Annotated in this window: 18 protein-coding genes; 4 read left to right on the plus strand and 14 right to left on the minus strand. The window is 39.2% G+C overall.

All coding sequences use genetic code 11. The features are described 5' to 3' along the window. Positions 1–161: 161 nt before the first annotated feature. Both ACWIB3_RS12745 and ACWIB3_RS12750 read right to left on the minus strand, forming a co-directional pair. On the minus strand, positions 162–692 hold the full coding sequence (locus ACWIB3_RS12745; protein WP_454291785.1) for a GNAT family N-acetyltransferase: 531 nt from the start codon (positions 690–692) through the stop codon (positions 162–164). 54 nt (positions 693–746) lie between these two features. After that, on the minus strand, positions 747–1,724 hold the full coding sequence (locus tag ACWIB3_RS12750; RefSeq protein WP_313258650.1) for an alpha/beta hydrolase: 978 nt from the start codon (positions 1,722–1,724) through the stop codon (positions 747–749). A gap of 208 nt (positions 1,725–1,932) precedes the next feature. Here ACWIB3_RS12750 and ACWIB3_RS12755 point away from each other — a divergent pair, with 208 nt between their 5' ends. Continuing rightward, positions 1,933–4,461 carry a DUF1549 domain-containing protein gene (locus ACWIB3_RS12755; protein WP_454291786.1) on the plus strand — a complete coding sequence of 843 codons (2,529 nt, stop codon included), beginning with the start codon at positions 1,933–1,935 and terminating at the stop codon, positions 4,459–4,461. Between the two features lie 14 nt (positions 4,462–4,475). Beyond that, complete coding sequence (locus ACWIB3_RS12760; protein ID WP_454291787.1) at positions 4,476–5,897, plus strand: DUF1501 domain-containing protein; 1,422 nt, start codon at positions 4,476–4,478, stop codon at positions 5,895–5,897. Between the two features lie 48 nt (positions 5,898–5,945). Here the strand turns inward: ACWIB3_RS12760 and ACWIB3_RS12765 are convergent, their stop codons facing one another. From ACWIB3_RS12765 to ACWIB3_RS12775, 3 genes are read right to left on the minus strand one after another with little or no spacing between them, the layout of a single operon-like run. Further along, the gene (locus ACWIB3_RS12765; RefSeq protein ID WP_454291788.1) at positions 5,946–6,761 is read right to left on the minus strand and encodes a glycoside hydrolase family 16 protein; all 816 of its coding nucleotides are present in this window, start codon (positions 6,759–6,761) and stop codon (positions 5,946–5,948) included. A 48-nt stretch (positions 6,762–6,809) separates the two neighbouring features. After that, entirely contained in the window at positions 6,810–7,043 is a 234-nt protein-coding gene (locus ACWIB3_RS12770; protein ID WP_313258658.1) for a helix-turn-helix domain-containing protein, read from the minus strand. Positions 7,044–7,073: 30 nt separating this feature from the next. After that, positions 7,074–7,805, minus strand: coding sequence for a hypothetical protein (locus ACWIB3_RS12775; RefSeq protein ID WP_313258661.1), 732 nt, complete (start codon positions 7,803–7,805; stop codon positions 7,074–7,076). A gap of 226 nt (positions 7,806–8,031) precedes the next feature. On the opposite strand from ACWIB3_RS12775, the gene mgrA reads away from it, so the two are divergent. Next, a complete protein-coding gene (gene mgrA / locus ACWIB3_RS12780; RefSeq protein ID WP_185217139.1) occupies positions 8,032–9,060 on the plus strand; it encodes an L-glyceraldehyde 3-phosphate reductase in 1,029 nt (342 codons plus the stop codon). Between the two features lie 129 nt (positions 9,061–9,189). Here the strand turns inward: mgrA and ACWIB3_RS12785 are convergent, their stop codons facing one another. Together ACWIB3_RS12785 and ACWIB3_RS12790 are read right to left on the minus strand one after the other, a co-directional pair. Further along, the gene (locus tag ACWIB3_RS12785; RefSeq protein ID WP_454291789.1) at positions 9,190–10,719 is read right to left on the minus strand and encodes a CotH kinase family protein; all 1,530 of its coding nucleotides are present in this window, start codon (positions 10,717–10,719) and stop codon (positions 9,190–9,192) included. Between the two features lie 205 nt (positions 10,720–10,924). Beyond that, on the minus strand, positions 10,925–11,716 hold the full coding sequence (locus ACWIB3_RS12790) for an NIPSNAP family protein (protein WP_313258665.1): 792 nt from the start codon (positions 11,714–11,716) through the stop codon (positions 10,925–10,927). Between the two features lie 178 nt (positions 11,717–11,894). On the opposite strand from ACWIB3_RS12790, the gene arr reads away from it, so the two are divergent. Beyond that, positions 11,895–12,317, plus strand: a complete 423-nt coding sequence (arr, locus tag ACWIB3_RS12795; protein ID WP_454291790.1) for an NAD(+)--rifampin ADP-ribosyltransferase — start codon at positions 11,895–11,897, stop codon at positions 12,315–12,317. Here the strand turns inward: arr and ACWIB3_RS12800 are convergent. From ACWIB3_RS12800 to ACWIB3_RS12830, 7 genes are all read right to left on the minus strand, one after another. Next, the gene (locus ACWIB3_RS12800) at positions 12,314–12,796 is read right to left on the minus strand and encodes a hypothetical protein (RefSeq protein WP_313258667.1); all 483 of its coding nucleotides are present in this window, start codon (positions 12,794–12,796) and stop codon (positions 12,314–12,316) included. The two genes, arr and ACWIB3_RS12800, sit on opposite strands and share 4 nt — an antisense overlap. A gap of 32 nt (positions 12,797–12,828) precedes the next feature. Next, positions 12,829–14,073 (minus strand): tetratricopeptide repeat protein, encoded by a 1,245-nt coding sequence (locus ACWIB3_RS12805; protein WP_454291791.1) that lies wholly within the window; start codon positions 14,071–14,073, stop codon positions 12,829–12,831. A 195-nt stretch (positions 14,074–14,268) separates the two neighbouring features. Beyond that, positions 14,269–14,595, minus strand: a complete 327-nt coding sequence (locus ACWIB3_RS12810; RefSeq protein ID WP_185211566.1) for a hypothetical protein — start codon at positions 14,593–14,595, stop codon at positions 14,269–14,271. Positions 14,596–14,725: 130 nt separating this feature from the next. After that, positions 14,726–15,394 carry a LuxR C-terminal-related transcriptional regulator gene (locus tag ACWIB3_RS12815; protein WP_454291792.1) on the minus strand — a complete coding sequence of 223 codons (669 nt, stop codon included), beginning with the start codon at positions 15,392–15,394 and terminating at the stop codon, positions 14,726–14,728. After that, the gene (locus ACWIB3_RS12820) at positions 15,394–16,176 is read right to left on the minus strand and encodes a sensor histidine kinase (protein ID WP_454291793.1); all 783 of its coding nucleotides are present in this window, start codon (positions 16,174–16,176) and stop codon (positions 15,394–15,396) included. The genes ACWIB3_RS12815 and ACWIB3_RS12820 overlap by 1 nt, the downstream gene beginning before the upstream one ends. Next, positions 16,122–16,778, minus strand: coding sequence for a hypothetical protein (locus ACWIB3_RS12825; protein ID WP_185217146.1), 657 nt, complete (start codon positions 16,776–16,778; stop codon positions 16,122–16,124). The genes ACWIB3_RS12820 and ACWIB3_RS12825 overlap by 55 nt, the downstream gene beginning before the upstream one ends. A 21-nt stretch (positions 16,779–16,799) precedes the next feature. After that, positions 16,800–17,525, minus strand: a complete 726-nt coding sequence (locus tag ACWIB3_RS12830; protein WP_313258677.1) for a hypothetical protein — start codon at positions 17,523–17,525, stop codon at positions 16,800–16,802. Positions 17,526–17,616: the final 91 nt, after the last annotated feature.

The following is a 17,616-nucleotide window of genomic DNA, read 5'->3' on the forward strand; positions in this document are numbered from 1 at the left end:
ATATCCAAAACTGATAATATGAATTTTTTAAAATTGATGGAAATATCTGAATTTGGTTCTGACCTCGTTCGAGACACATTCGGAAAATTCGAACTGGATAAAATTATTCTCGAATATGTCTCGAATGAATCTCGAACCAGGTTAAAATAATAACTCCTTTTTTAACCAAATTCTGCTGGATAAACCACAGTCCCATTTATATGCTTTAATGTTCCCTCGCTTAGCTCAATTACAAAGCAATTCTCATCAGGTACGTCAAAAGGCAATCTAATTCCAAATTCTTTGGCCAGCCGATATCCAAACCTAGGGTAATAATCTGCATGCCCTAAAATAACGATGGAACCATATCCTAGTTCTTTGGCTTTTTCATGGGCAGCATGCATCAATGCTCCAGCAATACCTTGTCCCTGATAAGCGGGCAATACTGCAATAGGAGCCAAAGCCAAAGAAATAAAACTTTGGTTTTGGCTGTTTATGATGTTGATTTCTGTTAACAGGACATAACCTACAATCTTCCCTTCCTTTTCCGCAACGATGGAGAGTTCTACCCTAAACGAAGCAGATTGCCTTAATCGATCTACCAAATACTGTTCTTGATGATCGCTCATGGCTTCTTCATGGAATGCTTTCTCTATTAAATCAAAAACGAATGGATAATCATTTTCCTCTTCTTTTCTAATTTTCAGATCCATATAATTAATCAGTTAATGATTCATTCAAGATATTGAATTTCACCAAAAATTCCACTAACCAAATAAAGCTTTCTTAAGACCTAAGGCAGCCTGTTCTGTTGAAAATTTAACGGCTTCAATATGATCCAAAGGATTTAACAAGCCATAATCATGGATAAAGCCATTGTAGGTCTGGATGGTTGTAGGCACACCCGCTTCATCCAGTTTTCTGGCATAGGCCAAGCCTTCATCATATAGAATGTCATTTTCAGCCAATTGAACCAATGCAGGAGGTAATCCTTTTAATTCATCGATGCTGGCATTGAAAGGTGTGGCGTAATATTCCTTCCTTTTGCTTTCATCCGGCAGGTAATTATCCCACATCCATTTCATCATATTGGAAGTAAGGAATCTTCCTTCTGCATATTTTTTCCAAGAGTCGCGGTTAAAGTCTGCGTCTGTCACTGGCCATAAGAGCAATTGAAACTTGATCTTTGGTCCCCCTTTGTCCTTTGCCATCAAACAGGTAACTGCGGTCATATTCCCGCCAACACTATTTCCTGCAATAGCTAAATTCGAACCATCAACCCCTATTTCATCGCCATTCTCGGAAACCCATTTTGTAGCTGCGTAAATTTCATTGATGGCGACAGGATATTTCGCTTCAGGTGAAGGTGTGTAGTCCACAAATACGGCCGCGGCCCCAGAATTGATCACCAAATCACGAACCAGACGCTTATGGGTAGGGTAATCACCCAATATCCAGCCACCACCATGAATAAAAATAAAAACTGGCAGCTTTTGATCTTTGCTTTGCTCAGGTTTTACGATATGTATATTGACGGTGATACCATCTTGGGTAATTTCTCTTTCAGACTCCGATATACCTGAATAATCAACTTTCACTGACTTTTGGGCGTCTACCAAAACTTGACGGGCATCCTCTGGAGAAAGGGTCTCCAATGGTTCGCCCCCGCTATTGTTGAGGCCATCTAAAAATTCACGGATTTGAACTATGATTTGTGGATCTTTTTCTGCTTTTTTTTCTGACATAGTAATAGTGTTATGATTTATAAAAATGAGGTCACGATAGAACCTTCGTAACAATTAGATTATAGAAATAACAAATAAACCAGCAAACTGTTGGACAAAGCTGCTAATTACTGATTTCCATAGATTTCATGCCATGATGGTGCAGGATGGTCCTTGCCAATTATTTATTAACTTTAGTTAAACACTGGTCATCAATAAAGGACCAATCATGTATAAACCGAATTGTCAAAAGATTTTTTATTCCTATAAATCCGCATTCCTTGTTGTGGGTTTCATGCTCTTGTTTTTTGTTTTATCGGCCCAAGAAGTTGCTGTTGAAACTATCGAAAAAAACAAGGTTGAAGCGGATCCATGGTGGGGATGGGTATTTTTAGGAAGACTCCATCCTATGCTGGTCCACTTTCCGGTAGCCTTGATATTGGTTGCTGGCTTTATGGAGCTGGCCAAACTCCGCACCTTTCATTCAAACCTTCGGACAGGAACCAATTGGCTGATATTTATTGGAGCAATTTCTGCAGTTGTAGCCGCAGGCTTAGGTTTATTTCTCGCCAATACAGGCAGTTATTCTGGAGAAACCTTTGAATGGCATCAATGGTCGGGCATCAGTACCGCCGTTTTTGGAACCATTACGGCCATTGTTCTCCTGCAGATCATAAAGCAAGGTAAAAATAGCCTGATTCCTATTTATCGCACCTCACTCCTTTTAACGGTCTTAAGCATTTTTATGGCGGGACATTTTGGAGGATCATTGACCCATGGCCAAGATTATCTATTGAGCAGCACTCCATGGGCTCCCCAAGATGAAAACCTGGGTGAAATTGCTGGCGGCGTATCATCTGCGGATTTTGATTTTGCCTCCTTTTCCACGGATTCCGATAGTTTAACCACAGAACAGCAGGTCAATCTTAACCTGGCTGTCCGAACGATATTTGCCCACCATTGTTTTCAATGTCACGGCAGTGATAAAACCGAAGGTGAACTACGTCTTGACCAAAAAGAAATGGTCTTTAAAGGTGGTGAATCGGGAATAGTCATTCAACCTGGGGATTCTGAACATAGCGAGTTGCTACGCAGGGTCTCTCTGCCTCCCGGCCATAAAGAAGCTATGCCGGGAAAAGGAAAACCCTTAGGTGAAAAGGACATCGCCATTATCAAATTATGGATTGACAAAGGAGCCCCTTGGCCAGATAATATCAAAGGAATCTTCCCGAATGCGCCATTAGCACCTCGAAAACCAGCATTGCCTCCAGTAGTTGCCGGAATGGAAAACCCTATTGATCGTCTGGTGAATGCCTACTTTGAGAAAAAAGGAATTCAATGGCAGAAACCTGTGGACGATCGAACCTATATCCGTCGGGTTTATTTCGATCTGATTGGCTTGCCACCTACGGATCAAGAAATCAAGAATTTCATCACCGATGACAATACCGATAAAAGAGAAAAACTGGTCACTAGTCTTCTTTCCAAGGATCGGGAATATGCAACCCATTGGACTACCTTCTGGAATGATCTATTGCGAAATGACTATTCCGGTACAGGCTATATCACTGGAGGAAGATTCAATATATCAGATTGGTTATTTAAATCCTTGCAATCCAATAAGCCCTATAAACAATTTGCCATGGAATTATTGGATCCTACGGAGGAATCCAAGGGCTTTATTAAGGGTATTGCTTGGAGAGGTGCAGTAAACAGCAGTCAAACTACTGCTATGCAGGCTGCCCAGAATGTTTCGCAAGCCTTATTGGGTGTAAACCTGAAATGTGCTTCATGCCATGACAGCTTTGTCAGTGATTGGAAGTTAGACGATGCCTACGCCTTTGCCAATATATTTTCGGAAGAACAGTTAGAAATCAATCGCTGTGATATTCCCACCGGAAAAATGGCCGATACAAGGATGCTCTGGCCGGAATTGGGAACGATCAACAAAACAGGCAGTGTGGCAGAAAGGTCCAAGGAATTGAGCCAATACTTGACCCAACCCGAAAATGGCAGGATATACCGGACCTTAGTGAATCGGATCTGGGCGCAATTAATGGGCAGAGGAATCGTTTCGCCAACGGATGAAATGGATAAGAAGCCTTGGAGTGCCGATTTATTGGATTGGATGGCGGTAAATTTTGTCGAGGAAGGCTATGACATCAAAAAGCTGCTCTACCTCATCACAACTTCAAAAACCTATCAATTACCTTCCATAGGATTGGAAGACCAAAGTACTATCAATGCTCCAGATTTTGTCTTTAAAGGGATTTTAAAAAAGAAACTCACCGCTGAACAATTTTCAGATGCCCTGAGCACATTGGTTTCACCTGTATATACCGTTGAAGCATTGAAATATAATCCGCTTGCTGATCCCAAAGCCTACATGGATGCCTCCAGCTTTGTAAGAGCGGCCTTGGTCCAAAACGACCCATTCTTAACGGCTTTAGGACGACCAAGCAGGGAAAACGTAATCAGCGTGCGTGAAGGCCATGTGACCTTATTACAAGCCATGGAATTAACAAATGGCACAAAATTAAACGAAACCTTGATCCATGGCGCCAAGAAATGGGTGGCACAGTATAAAGACCCGAATGAACTGATCCAAGCTATTTACGGGCAAACTTTAGGTAGGAAGCCAAGTACCGATGAACTCAAGATTGCCAATACCCTATTTGAGAAAAAACTGGAAGAGGGATCGGTTCAGGAGCTACTTTGGGCGATCGTATTACTTCCCGAATTTCAATTTATTGAATAATAAATCTATAGATCATGAAACTGAATTATAACAGAAGGGATTTTTTGCGTACTGCCGGTGTTGGGACCTTGGCAGCTTTGGCTGCTGGCTCTCCCCTTTCTGCATTATTATCCTCCTGTTCAGGCAATATGACAGGAACTGCTGATTCGGTAATTCTTTTATGGATGGCAGGAGGAATGGCACATACCGAAACTTTTGACCCAAAGAGATATACCCCATATGAAAAGGGCCTTGACTCCAATAAGGTATTGAGTACGTTTAAATCTATCCCCACTGCATTGGATGGAATTGAATTTTCTGAAGGCTTGGAGTCAATTGCTGCCATGATGGATAAAGGAACCCTGATACGTTCATACATGGCTGCAGATTTAGGTCATATCCTGCATTCTAGGCATCAATATCATTGGCATACCTGCTATGAACCACCCCAAACGGTTGCTGCACCACATATAGGTTCTTGGATCGCCCAGGAATTGGGGCCGAAAAACCCCGTAATACCCCCCTTTATCAATATAGGGCAACGTATGACCGTAGGAGAAGCCGAGGAGCTAAAAGCTTTTCATACGGCCGGAATTTTGGGCAGTGAATTTGGTCCTTTTATGATTCCGGATCCTTCTTCTGGTCTAGATTCTGTAAAACCACCCGCGGGCATGTCATTCAGTAGGTTCGAACGCCGCAACCAATTGTACAATGAACTCTTAGGGAAAAACGCTATCGGAGACCTTGGCAGTGATTACCAAAAGGAATCCTTCAGGCGGTCCATGGAGCAGGCCTACAGGCTGCTTAAATCTCCGGAGGCAAAGGCCTTCGACCTATCTGAGGAGCCTAAAGAAACGTACGATATCTATAACACGGGTAAATTTGGATTAGGCTGCCTGATGGCTCGCAGATTGGTGGAACAAGGTGCCCGTTTTATTTCGGTGACCAGTGAATATGAACCTTTTATGGGCTGGGATACCCATGAAAATGGTCATACCAGAGCCAAGGACATGAAGAAACTGATTGACGCTCCAATCGCTCAATTATTGAAAGATTTGGATCGTTCGGGACATTTAGACCGTACCTTGGTGATAATTGCCAGTGAATTCAGTCGCGACATGGTGATGGAAGGAAGACCAGGTGCAGAGGTTTTGCATCAAGTTGACCAGCCGGATATCATCAACGACATTAAGAATTATGGAATGCACAGGCATTTTACGGATGGGAGTTCCATCCTCATGTTCGGCGGAGGTGTCAAAAAAGGTTTTGTTTATGGTAAAACAGCAGATGAAAGGCCTTGCAAAACGATTGAAAAACCTATTCGTATTGAAAGGATCCATCAATCCATTTACCATGCTCTTGGAATTGATCCGCAAAAAAATGTGGTGGTCGAAGGAAGACCTTTCTACACTACACCTGACGGTGTACACAAAGCTGAATTAGAACTATTTATATAATAAAAAGCCATGATATAAAATTATCATGGCCTATTTTATTGGGTTCACCTAACGTTGATAAACCCTGACATAATCGATGACAAAATGATGTGGGAATAACTTATCATCTATTCCTTTCTGCCCACCAAGCCCCCCGCCTATAGCTAAATTGAGTAGCAAGTGAAATTTTTGGTCAAATGGCCATTCAGCTGCTGTTTTTCCTTCATTCTTAAAAGTGAAATAGAGTTTCTTATCAGCAAAGACCTTAATTTCATTGGCATCCCATTCCAAAACATAGGTATGAAACTTTTTATGAGCATCGGGCAGGAAGGTGGATTTTCCTTTGTGGGTTCCAATGACATGGTTATAGCTTTCTGTATGGACGGTTCCCAAGACTGAATCAGGATGTGAGCCTACATATTCCATTATATCGATTTCACCACTCTTTGGCCAGCCTCCATAGGTGTCTGCTGAGGGCATCATCCAGATAGCAGGCCAAGTACCACGTCCGGTAGGAACCTTTGCTCTAATTACAAAACGTCCATACTTCCAATCCCCTTTATGTAAGGAGCGCAATCTCGCTGAGCTATATTTCTTATTATCAATTTCCTCACGCTTCGCTGTAATGGTCAAGAATCCATTCTTGACATACGCATTTGACGAGTCCTTATCAGTATAATGCTGTGCTTCATTGTTACCCCAGTTATATGCATTCCCCTTGGTATCAAAACTCCATTTTGTGGAGTCCGGCAGCCCTTCATAATCGAACTCGTCTTGCCAGACTAATTTCCACTTCTTGCTCTTCTTTTCCATTTGCTGAGAAAAAGCATTACTGCTTAAAATGGAAAAAAGGAGTAACAGGGTAATATTCAGAAAGTTTTTCATAACGCTTTGTGTTGATATAACAAACATACACAAAGTATTTTTCCTTTTTTAGGATACAAAGTTATTGCCCATTCTATTGGTGAAATTACTTGGACGAAGACCAAAATGTTTATGAAAGTCCCTGGAAAAATTGGACTGTTCAGAAAAGCCGACCATGTTGGCAATTTGGGAAACCGTAAACTTTTTAAGTAAGATTAATTCGGCAGCTTTTCCCAATTCAACCAATTTTATGATCTCATTGGGTTTAAGGTCCGAGAACTTGCTAAGCTCCCCATACGCCATGCATCGGGGAGCTTCTCTTTTCTATTACTTTTAGTTTTCACCAACAGAAATCTTACTCTGTTTTTTCTCAGATACATTTTTGTTGATTAAAAACAACTCATCTCCTCTTAATTCATAGGTATGGTCCTCAGTCCAGTTCCATGATGTTGCATCCCTCAGATTTATTCCATTAGCTTTAAAAGAAACCAATATTTGATTGCCCTTTACCTCTAGATTAATTTCATCAAACGTATCTTGAATAGTTGCTCCATCAGGTGTTGTAGGACAGTTTTTTAATTCCTCTAGGATCTTAGGTTCTCCCCGAAACCATTGCCTCAGAAAGTCCATTTGCTTGGATGAACATTGATACCCAAGATCTAGAGCCCAGAGGACCTTACATTTTAGATTGCTCCTATCTTCCTTGGCTTCACCATCCCAAGCACATTCATTGCCGACAAAGGTTGCTATCAATCCTAAAACAGCTTTTTCAGGATCTGAAATGGTCTTGATGTAATCTTCATTCAGAACAATACTGCTAACATCTGCCTTCACTTCCTCATTATATTTCTTTTCTCGCCAGAGAAATTTAACTTTCTTATCTGACAATTGAAGATTTCCCGGATTTTTATCCGTAGTTCCTCCAATTGTATCTTTTGTTACCGCATCGGTACTGTCTGACAATGCCTCATTAGTCTTCCCTTGCTGATTATTTTGAGTACAAGATTGGATAGTAAATGCCAGAAAAAGGAGCATAAACATGCTTTTTGAGAATATTTTCTTCATGTTATTAACCATTAGTGATTCCTAAAAGTCAGAAAAATTGCTTTAAATTAAAAATCATGGTCTGTATGTTTAGGGAAAGAGAAGATAGAATAACCTTAACATGATAATGGCATTTTATAGGCTCAAAACCAGCAATAAATGCTAAATTAGTATTGTTCTAAAGGCGATTCTTCTCGAAATATCATCCCTTGGAACGAAAACTCAACGCAATAAACTGATAAAAACCATGGACTGGAAACCAAAAAGTGATCGTTATGATAAGATGATCTATAATCGCTGTGGTAAGAGCGGCTTACATTTACCGGCGATTTCCTTAGGATTATGGCATAATTTCGGAGATGACACGCCACACAGCAAAAAGGTCGAGATCTGTACCACAGCATTTGACCTAGGGATAAACCACTTTGATCTTGCGAATAATTATGGCCCTCCAGCTGGAAGCGCTGAAATGGCTTTCGGAAAGATTTTAAAAGAAGAGTTTGCCGGCCTTCGGGATGAATTGATCATTTCTTCCAAAGCTGGCTATCAAATGTGGCCAGGTCCATATGGTGAATGGGGAAGCAGAAAATACCTGATAGCTAGTTGCGATCAATCCTTGAAAAGATTGGGATTGGATTATGTTGACATTTTCTATTCCCATCGTTTCGACCCTCATACACCATTGGAAGAGACAATGATGGCCCTGGACCAAATAGTGCGCTCTGGAAAAGCTTTATATGTTGGTATTTCTTCCTATAATGCGCAAAGGACAAACGAGGCTTATGATATCCTAAAGTCCCTGGGTACTCCATTTATTATTCATCAACCTAGCTATTCCATGTTAAACAGATGGGTTGAGGAGGACGGATTATTGGACACTTTGGAAGATTTAGGACTGGGTTCAATTGTCTTCTCTCCTCTTGCTCAAGGAATGTTGACGAATAAATATCTAAATGAGGTCCCTCAGGATAGTCGTGCGAATCAGGATAAATCCTTAAATAAGAATTTCCTTTCAGAAGAAAACTTAAAAAACATCTGGGCATTAAATGAAATCGCCGCAAACAGAAACCAGACCCTAGCACAGATGGCAATCTCCTGGGTATTGAAAAAAGGCAAAGTAACTTCTGCCTTGATTGGTGCGAGTAAAGTCCAACAGGTAATAGATTGTGTCGGAGCAATAAAAAATCTTGAGTTTACCGATGCTGAATTAAGGCAAATCGACCAGTATGCAAAAGATGGCGGAATAAATATCTGGCAACAATCAGCTGAATTGTAAAAATCTTAAATTTAAAAAGGCTTCAACGAGGTTGAAGCCTTTTATTCCATTCAAATTAATCCCTTTTCGGAACAACCGAATCTTAGTATTATTAATCGGGTTACTGATCATACATTACCTATTTTAAGGCTAGTCAAACTGAGGCCCATTGATTACCCCATCCAGCCATGTTATTCTTTTTGACACATAATTACGAACAAAATTCACATAGTCTTGATGGGTTACCCCTACATACCAACTTTGATTGATGTTTTTGCCCAAAACATCCCAGCGTTTAAAATTATATTTCTGACTATAATTGATCTTTTTAGCCCGCTGATCTATAAACTCAGGCATGGACTCCATTTTCGATTTTACTTCTTTCCAGCGTGTTCTCACCAATTTCTTGAAATCAGGATCTATCATTAACTTGTTCATCCATGCTCTTGGCTCATGAGCCCTTTGGAGCATCATTACCTCTTGGCTATTACCGAGACGCTTATCATTATTAAAGGCTAGATCAAAATCCCACACTGGACCTACATAAATCTTGGGATCCAAACTGCTCTTCTTGTACATTCTCATACTCCAAAGCATATCCGAATTACCACATAACTCATTAGCCAGATAGTAATTCACAAAACTTGTTAAATCAAAATAATCTTGATAATTGGAATTTGCTTGATCTCCTATTTTGTACAGACTGTTCTCAAAAGTTCCCACATACTTGGTGATATAATCCAATTGGGCAGGAGTAATTTCATCTTCATCGGGAAATTTCACTGTTATCGGCATATTCTGATCGGTAATAAAATGTACCGGTTCAGAATAGGCATATCCATCACCTTCAAGGATAAAACCCCCATTGTCCTCATCGATGGCTACCCTATCGCTCCCCTCTTTGATATGTTCGGTTAAAGTATAATTCCCCATAAACTCCCCATTTAAAAACAGTTCTACATATTGTTGTCGAGGTGAATAGCCCATATCTAATCTCTTGCTGACCTCAAAGGCTATTTCATTACGTAATAGCGATTGATCGCCATAATTGGCCAATAATGCCCAACTTTTATCAGCTGGCATACCCAATAGGGCAGCCTTTTTATCTAACTTAATTCTATATGGCTTTTTAGGCATTCCCCAAGTAGAATTACCTCGGCCTTTAACTTCCGTAACACCTTCATAAACGACCTTTCCTTCAAAGCCAGTTGTTATTTTTAGGCTACCGCTGACATAATCATCTTTGCTTTCAATCGGCTTTCCATTGGTAGAGAGATAAATAGCAGGAATCCCTGTATCAACAAATTTGACTATATAGCTTTTTGTTTCACCATTTTCAGCGGCGAATGTATATTTTACCAATTTAGAAAAGTCCTGTTTACTCTTTCCGCTGGTCTGCTCAACATTATCAACCGTAACCTTAGCACCTATATGTTCAAAGTCAGGAACCAATGCCTGAACATTTGTACCTACTAGGGCATGGGCAAAAATGGTATCGCCTATGATCTCTGTTTCAATATCAAACAATAAGCTTGTCTGTTTATCAGTATCAAAACCGAAACTAACCAACTCATTTTCTGTAGAAAATTCAGTTGAAATCTTATCTTTCTGGCAAGATAGAACCGTAATAAAGAAAAATGTGAAATACCAATAATGAATAAAAGGAATCTTTGTTCTCATAAATAGTGAATAATTAGGTGAAATACCAAGTCGGGAAAAAGGATTAGAGGTCAATTTTCAAACCCGGATTTATAGTTTTACAGATTCAAAATCTCTGTAAAAAACAAAAGTCGTTTTATAAAAATATAAAACGACTTTTGTTTAAACAAGTGAACCCAATAGATTTATTAGCACTGGTTTTTTTGGAAATATCAATGTTCTAAACTTAATAATCAGAATAAGCAGTTGGAGCACATAAGATAGTCACGTTTTTAGAAACATTGTTCTGATATTGCGGCATTTCACTCATAGGCTTATAAAGCGGTCCAAAAGCCTTCCAATGCTCATCACGATCAGCCATATTCTCAAATGTTGTCAAATACATCAGGTTAGGCATTGTACTGCCAGCGATAACCTGGCCGTAGAACACAGCATTGAAGTTCAATTTCTTAAAAATATCGATCTCTCCATTATTGAACATGGAAACCTTATTGGCAGCCAGCTTTTCTGTTGGACCTTCGTAGCTTCTTAATTCATATACCCTTTCACTCTTATCAGATTTCAGTTTAGGTAATTCCACAAATGGCATTCCATCAAAGGCACGCATCAAAATAGTTTCCATTCTTTGAAATGGCGGATTGTTATGTGCTAAATCTAAATATGACTTTCCAGCTTCCTGATATTGCTTATCCTTTTCCAAATTAACATCCAACTTGGCAAAGTTTTCCAATCTATCGGAGTAAGTTAGGACATAAACCAGTTTATCAGCATTTTCATTATTCTTCAACGGTTTAAAAACCGCAACTTTCTTAAATCCAAACTTATGCAGAGCTGGCAGATAGGCATTACTGAGATATTGATCTAATTGTTGTTCTTGCTGGGCCTGTTGAAAATGATAGACTTTAAGTTGGATGTACATGGTTTTTGCTACCGCAGATGAAGCACTTTGCATCAACATACAAATCAGGACAGTAAGAATAGAAAGCCGGCAAAATACCGAATGGATTGATTTTGACATGTTATTTGACATAGGTTTAGGACCCTTCAATTTTAAGGAAAAAGGTCGGTTTGAAATAAATTATTGGATTAAAGGATTTCCTCTAAAGCAAGATAAAGATAATTATTTTTTGAAATAATATGATGAAAAATAAAGCGTTCTAAAGAATATAAAATCCTAAAAATTAAACTTACTATTCATGTATGCTAAAGACTTGAAAAAAGGCAATTACGGCCCGTTTTATCATGGCACAAAAGCCGATTTAAAAGTTGGCGACCTCCTGACTGCTGGAAGAAAATCAAACTACCATCCAGACGTAATCATGAATCACATCTATTTTACCCAGCAGGTGAATGGTGCGGGATTGGCAGCTGAACTAGCTCCTGGAGATGCGGAACCTCGTGTTTACATGGTAGAACTTACTGGCGATTTTGAGGATGACCCAAATGTTACCGACAAGAAATTCCCCGGTAACCCTACCCAATCTTACCGTAGTACAGCTGCATTGAAAATCATAGCTGAAGTTACCGATTGGCCCAGGCTCAGTCCAGAAGAATTGCAGCGTTGGCGGGAAAACCTAGCCAAGATCCACAGAGACCCGAATGCGATAATTATCAATTAATCCTTCTTCTTGTCCTTTAATCTTACTGTCTTAAAAATACGTTTGGCCAATTCCTGCTGTTGAGCATTTAGGGAGTCCGCCGTCAGCGTTAAAGAATTCTGCACCTTTTCCTCTACAGTCTCTGGCATTCTTCTGACATGGATGCCCGTAATACCAACCACAGACTCCTTCGGCCAAAGCACCTTACTGTACAGGTGATTCGAACTGTCCTTATCCACATAATATTGCATACTTTGTTCTCTCTCATTCAAGCTATTGGAGTACCAGCCATAATCAAAATAAAACTTGATACTATCCCCTACGACATGGCCTACATAGGAATCAATTCCCTGCATCTCTACCTTTTTGAAATCGGCAGGAAAATCAAATTCATACTCCCCAATTTCAATGGTATTACTTAGCTTTTGCTGATCTGTTTTGTTAACAGAACAAGAACTTAAAAATAACAGGCAGGAAAAAATCAGGAATTTGATCTTCATGATATTAAAAGTTGTGTTTCCTACAATAATAGCTAATTCTGACTTTTTGTTTCCAATTCATTTGCTTTTTCAAGATCAGCCTCAGCTTCTGTGGTCTTGTTTAATTTCTTATACAGGCCAGCTCTCATCCTGAATACCCTGTAATCTAATGGGTTCATTTCAAGGGCTACATTATAGTCTTTCAATGCAAGAACAAACTTATTTAGGGCTTCATAATTATTTGCCCTAAGAAAATAATAGTCATAAAAGTCAGGATTCATTTCTATGGCCTTATTCAGGTCAGCTAGTGCCTCATTGTACATTTTATTGGCATTATATACTTTCGATCTTCTAAAATAAAGTTCCTCTTCCGAAGGTTTCATCTCAATGGCTTTACTGAAATCCTTTAAACTCGTTGTATAGTCCCCCATAAAATAATACATCGTCCCTCTGTTCATAAAAGATTCATATTTCCTAGGATTAAAGGCAATTGCTTGATTTAACTCTTTTACGGCCTCCAAATATTCCTTCGTTCTCCCAAAAATATAGGCACGCCCAAGATAGGCCGGCTCAAAAGTTGGACTAAGTTCACTAACCTTGTAAAAGGCACTAAGGGCTGACTTATAGTCTTCCATCACTGTCTTAACGAGTCCTTTCGTAAAAAAAGACGAACTGTTTTTCGGATTGAGTGCAATGGATTTCTCCGCATCTTCTAAGGCTCCTTCAAAATCCTGAATGATGAATTTGGCGTTTGCCCTTTGATAATAGGCTACTGAGGAAGTGTCAGACAATGATATCGCCTGAGTAAAATCCGCAATGGCATCATCAAATTCACCAATATCTGTTTTGTATTTGCCTCTATTGATAAAACAAGGCACACAATCGCTTTCAACCTTAATGATCTCATCATATTCAGCGATGGCAGCATCAATATTATTCAAAACATAATAGGTTTCTCCTCTTAACTTAAGATATGGACCGGTATTGTTGGGCTTTAGGCTTAGACCCGAATTGATGGCATCCATAGCCTTTCCATAATCCCCATTCAGATAATAGGCTGCCGCAAGATTAAGGTAAATGGAATCTACCGCTTTCAAATTCAAGGCTGATGTATAACTTGATATTGCCGCAGAATACTGTCCGGCATCATATTTCGCTTTCCCATCCCGAGAATGCTGAGTAATCTGAGCATTGACAGCCTCTTGCGCATAGCCTAAATTGGAGAACAGCAAACAAATAGGCATGCAGATGAGAAAAAACAAATCAGCATTTTTCCTCTTTTTAGGGTTCGTTTTCATTGGTTTCTAATTGGTTACAACATCAAATGTAGGTAATTTTCCTTTCGCATTTTACGACCTTCCATCAAAAAAAAAAGTTCCTAAACTGACCGTTAGGAACTTTAACATTATTACTTAGTTAATAAATTACTCAGGCAAAATAATTAGCTGCTCAGAGCCTGAATAAACATGGTATGGTACATTTGAATATGGGTATCACCCATAGAGGTTGATCCGTTTATTATCCCGAATTGTATTTTCGAAAATATATAGGGCATCATCGATAAACTTGCTTTTGCAAGCGATCATTTTCTGAAATGCAATCTTTATATTTCCTTCCAAGTTCGCTAGATTATCCTGCCAATAGTTTTCGGCCCTGACCTTGATTTCTGCATGTCCAGAATTCAGGTCTTCTAGATAATCATTGTACAAAAATTTATAAGCTACAATACTGTTGATGTAATTGGTCAAATTTGGATCGCAAAAGGTAGATCCTTTTGTCTCTACATTTGCTTCTGGTTTCTTATTCAATTCACGTGTCATAACAGATTGGTCTTAGATTCTTAGCAATTAACTATTTTATTGAACTTGATACCTCAAAGTTAATGAACCTCGCCCCTGTTTTTTAGAGCACAAAAACGGCAAGTTGCAATTAGGTATTTATACGGAATGCTTATTTCTTGGGAACGAACAATTCATTCGCTAAGGCATAGATCACCAGACCAACGGTGTTTTTAAGCCCCAATTTATCCAGGATTCGCTGCCTATGACTTTCAACGGTCCTTTTGCTAAGGAATAACTGTTCTGCGATTTCAATATTGGTATATTCCTCACAGATCAATCGGATGACTTCAATTTCTCGGTCGGTCAATTGGTCCTTCAGGTCAAAGGATACCTTCTTATTGGGATTATTGAGGTATTGGTGCAGCAATTGGTAATCTGAAGCTGTAACATACACTCCAGTGTTATACACCGTTTCTAGGGCCAGTTGCAATGTTTCAATATCAATAACTTTAGGTAGAAAACCTGAAACCCCCAATTTCAGCATATGCCCAATCATATTAGACTTATAATGGGAGGATAAAATCAAGATCTTCACTTTAGGAAAGCTTGGCAAGAGTTGCTCCACGAGCACCAAACCTGAAATGGGTTCCATCTGAATATCCAAAAGCAAGATATCTGGCAACTGGTTTTCATCTATTGCCATGAAATCAGCGATTAGGGTACTTGGGTCTGTATTCTTATAGATTACCTGACAATTAGGGATCTTTCCTATCAGCATACTCAGTCCCTCAATAAATAAGGACTCATCATCCATCAATGCAATTTTCATTTCACTCATTATACCGCCATTTTTGGAAACACCATCATCAGCCGAGTTCCCTTGCCCAGAGCCGAACTCAATTTGGATTTACCATCCAATAATTCTACCCGATTGCTAATATTGGAAACCCCCATCCCATTAGAATTTATCTTTTCAAAGCCCTTCCCATTATCTTTTAAGAGAAAACTGAGAAAATAATTGCCGTCACGGACCAAGATCGAAATCTTATTCGCTTTAGCATGTTTTATGGTGTTGCTGACAAATTCCAAGATTACCCGATAGATCTGAACTTCAAAATCTAAGGGTCTTTCCTGATACTGTTGATGCAGATAAAGTTCCACCTCATATCCAATCAAATTTTGCTTCAATTCCTCCAAGGTCAAGATCAAGCCAAAATATTCTAGGTTCACGGGATACATCCGGTGCGAAATCTCCCTTGCTGAATCTATCAGCTGTTCAATCTTGTCACTCAGGCCTACATATTGCTGAGCCTCAATCTGATCTTTGTTGGAAATTAAATTCAGTTTAAGCACCTGCAATTTATTGCCAATTTCGTCATGCAATGTCCTTGCAATCCGTTTCCTTTCCTCCTCCTGCGTTTTGATGGCAAGAGCCTTCGTCTCCGTCTGAAACTTTAGCTCCTGTTGGTGCCGCAGATCATTCTCTTCCTGGATTTTCTTGTAGTATTGATTATACAGGACGATCACAAAAAGCACAATCATTATGGCCAAAACCAATAAGATGATTATCTCATAGATTTCGATGTAGATTTTTGAAACGAAAAAAAGTAATACAGACATACGGCATATAAGCTACAGGACAGAATGTTGTTTATTGACCATAGATAGCCAGCATACTCGATCTTTAGGTTACTCAATTGATTTAAAATCAAAAACAGTATAGTCGACACAAAGTAATAGAGCAATAGGGCAAACAAAACATGGAAGAGACCAGGATTATTCACTTTAAAATCCGATTTCAATGCATGCAATAAACACCTGCCTAATTCAAAAACTATAATAATATTGGAGATTGGTTTTATCCATTTCATCCAGGTCACTACCTGAATGAAATTATGAATAGTAGCAGCTCCTATTAAAAATAAAAACAGTGCCAGGTAAACCATGGACAGCCTGCTTTTCTTAGATACAATACTATTGGTAAAATTCGTTAATAATAAGAGTTCACCGGCAACAAAAATATTGAACAAAAACTCCGTTTTCCCTACGGAGAAAACATAGATCAACAGTTTCGAAACAAGCTCGATCCCCAAGAGAAAAAGAAGGAAATACCTAAGGTTTCTTGCTGGGGTACTGAACTCAAAATGGTACTTAATATTCCAAAGACTCGCTAGCAACAACATGACATTGGACAAACCAATTGTCAAGTAAAAAAAGAGCATAATTAAATTTCATAAAATGGTTTAACCACCTTTTGGTTTACAAAATGGTGGACAAGGCTGCGACCAATTGTACAAATTCGTCTGGATGGAATGCAATTTTGAATTTCCCAAAACTGTCCCTTCATGATGGACGAAAATAATGGTTGGTAGCACCTCTGAATATATTTTTGAATATTTTAAAGCAAATAAGCCTACAATATCCCGATTTCCACCCTCTAGATCCTCTATCGGTACATGGAATAAATTGAAAATACTTTCCCCTTTGGTTTCCTTGATCTGTTTAAAAAACCAATCAGCCGACTCATTTCTCCAGTCCTCAACCTGCTCCAATATCGTATCCTGACATTCTATCTGATGTTGATATAGGGGCTGTGTCTCCTCAATGACCCGTGAGGTAACCTTTAGATCACAGGATAACACCGCTACTTTCGTTTGGGTCTTGACCTCCTGCTCGACAAATTTTATTTCAGCCTCCAATGGACCTAAATAGGAAAAAGGATATTCTTTTAGCTCAATCTCATTGCCTGCTTTATCTAAAGGATAGAATATCACGATCGCTTTATCATCATGTATACCCATTTTGACAACAAAACATTCGTTTTCATTATTCTTCAGAACCCAGCTGCTACTCTCTTCAGTTACAGAAAACATGAAATGAGGAGGAAAAACCCTCAATATTTCATTTATATTGCCTTTCGATGATTGCCATTGCCTTATCGAAAGCTGGCATTCCTTTCTGTTTAGCATAATTGATCAGTTTAGAGGCTTAAAGATAAATAAAAATTCATGCTATTCTATCAAATTAACCAATAATAACAATTACAACAAACTGATTATC

The organism is Sphingobacterium sp. NPDC055431, from assembly GCF_053644255.1.

What these genes read in the sequence shown, in the direction of transcription:
- ACWIB3_RS12745 (WP_454291785.1), bottom strand. Translation starts at nt 692, where the DNA reads ATGGATCTGAAAATTAGAAAAGAAGAGGAAAATGATTATCCATTCGTT.
- ACWIB3_RS12750 (WP_313258650.1), bottom strand. Translation starts at nt 1,724, where the DNA reads ATGTCAGAAAAAAAAGCAGAAAAAGATCCACAAATCATAGTTCAAATC.
- ACWIB3_RS12755 (WP_454291786.1), top strand. Translation starts at nt 1,933, where the DNA reads ATGTATAAACCGAATTGTCAAAAGATTTTTTATTCCTATAAATCCGCA.
- ACWIB3_RS12760 (WP_454291787.1), top strand. Translation starts at nt 4,476, where the DNA reads ATGAAACTGAATTATAACAGAAGGGATTTTTTGCGTACTGCCGGTGTT.
- ACWIB3_RS12765 (WP_454291788.1), bottom strand. Translation starts at nt 6,761, where the DNA reads ATGAAAAACTTTCTGAATATTACCCTGTTACTCCTTTTTTCCATTTTA.
- ACWIB3_RS12770 (WP_313258658.1), bottom strand. Translation starts at nt 7,043, where the DNA reads ATGGCGTATGGGGAGCTTAGCAAGTTCTCGGACCTTAAACCCAATGAG.
- ACWIB3_RS12775 (WP_313258661.1), bottom strand. Translation starts at nt 7,805, where the DNA reads ATGAAGAAAATATTCTCAAAAAGCATGTTTATGCTCCTTTTTCTGGCA.
- mgrA (WP_185217139.1), top strand. Translation starts at nt 8,032, where the DNA reads ATGGACTGGAAACCAAAAAGTGATCGTTATGATAAGATGATCTATAAT.
- ACWIB3_RS12785 (WP_454291789.1), bottom strand. Translation starts at nt 10,719, where the DNA reads ATGAGAACAAAGATTCCTTTTATTCATTATTGGTATTTCACATTTTTC.
- ACWIB3_RS12790 (WP_313258665.1), bottom strand. Translation starts at nt 11,716, where the DNA reads ATGTCAAAATCAATCCATTCGGTATTTTGCCGGCTTTCTATTCTTACT.
- arr (WP_454291790.1), top strand. Translation starts at nt 11,895, where the DNA reads ATGTATGCTAAAGACTTGAAAAAAGGCAATTACGGCCCGTTTTATCAT.
- ACWIB3_RS12800 (WP_313258667.1), bottom strand. Translation starts at nt 12,796, where the DNA reads ATGAAGATCAAATTCCTGATTTTTTCCTGCCTGTTATTTTTAAGTTCT.
- ACWIB3_RS12805 (WP_454291791.1), bottom strand. Translation starts at nt 14,073, where the DNA reads ATGAAAACGAACCCTAAAAAGAGGAAAAATGCTGATTTGTTTTTTCTC.
- ACWIB3_RS12810 (WP_185211566.1), bottom strand. Translation starts at nt 14,595, where the DNA reads ATGACACGTGAATTGAATAAGAAACCAGAAGCAAATGTAGAGACAAAA.
- ACWIB3_RS12815 (WP_454291792.1), bottom strand. Translation starts at nt 15,394, where the DNA reads ATGAGTGAAATGAAAATTGCATTGATGGATGATGAGTCCTTATTTATT.
- ACWIB3_RS12820 (WP_454291793.1), bottom strand. Translation starts at nt 16,176, where the DNA reads ATGTCTGTATTACTTTTTTTCGTTTCAAAAATCTACATCGAAATCTAT.
- ACWIB3_RS12825 (WP_185217146.1), bottom strand. Translation starts at nt 16,778, where the DNA reads ATGCTCTTTTTTTACTTGACAATTGGTTTGTCCAATGTCATGTTGTTG.
- ACWIB3_RS12830 (WP_313258677.1), bottom strand. Translation starts at nt 17,525, where the DNA reads ATGCTAAACAGAAAGGAATGCCAGCTTTCGATAAGGCAATGGCAATCA.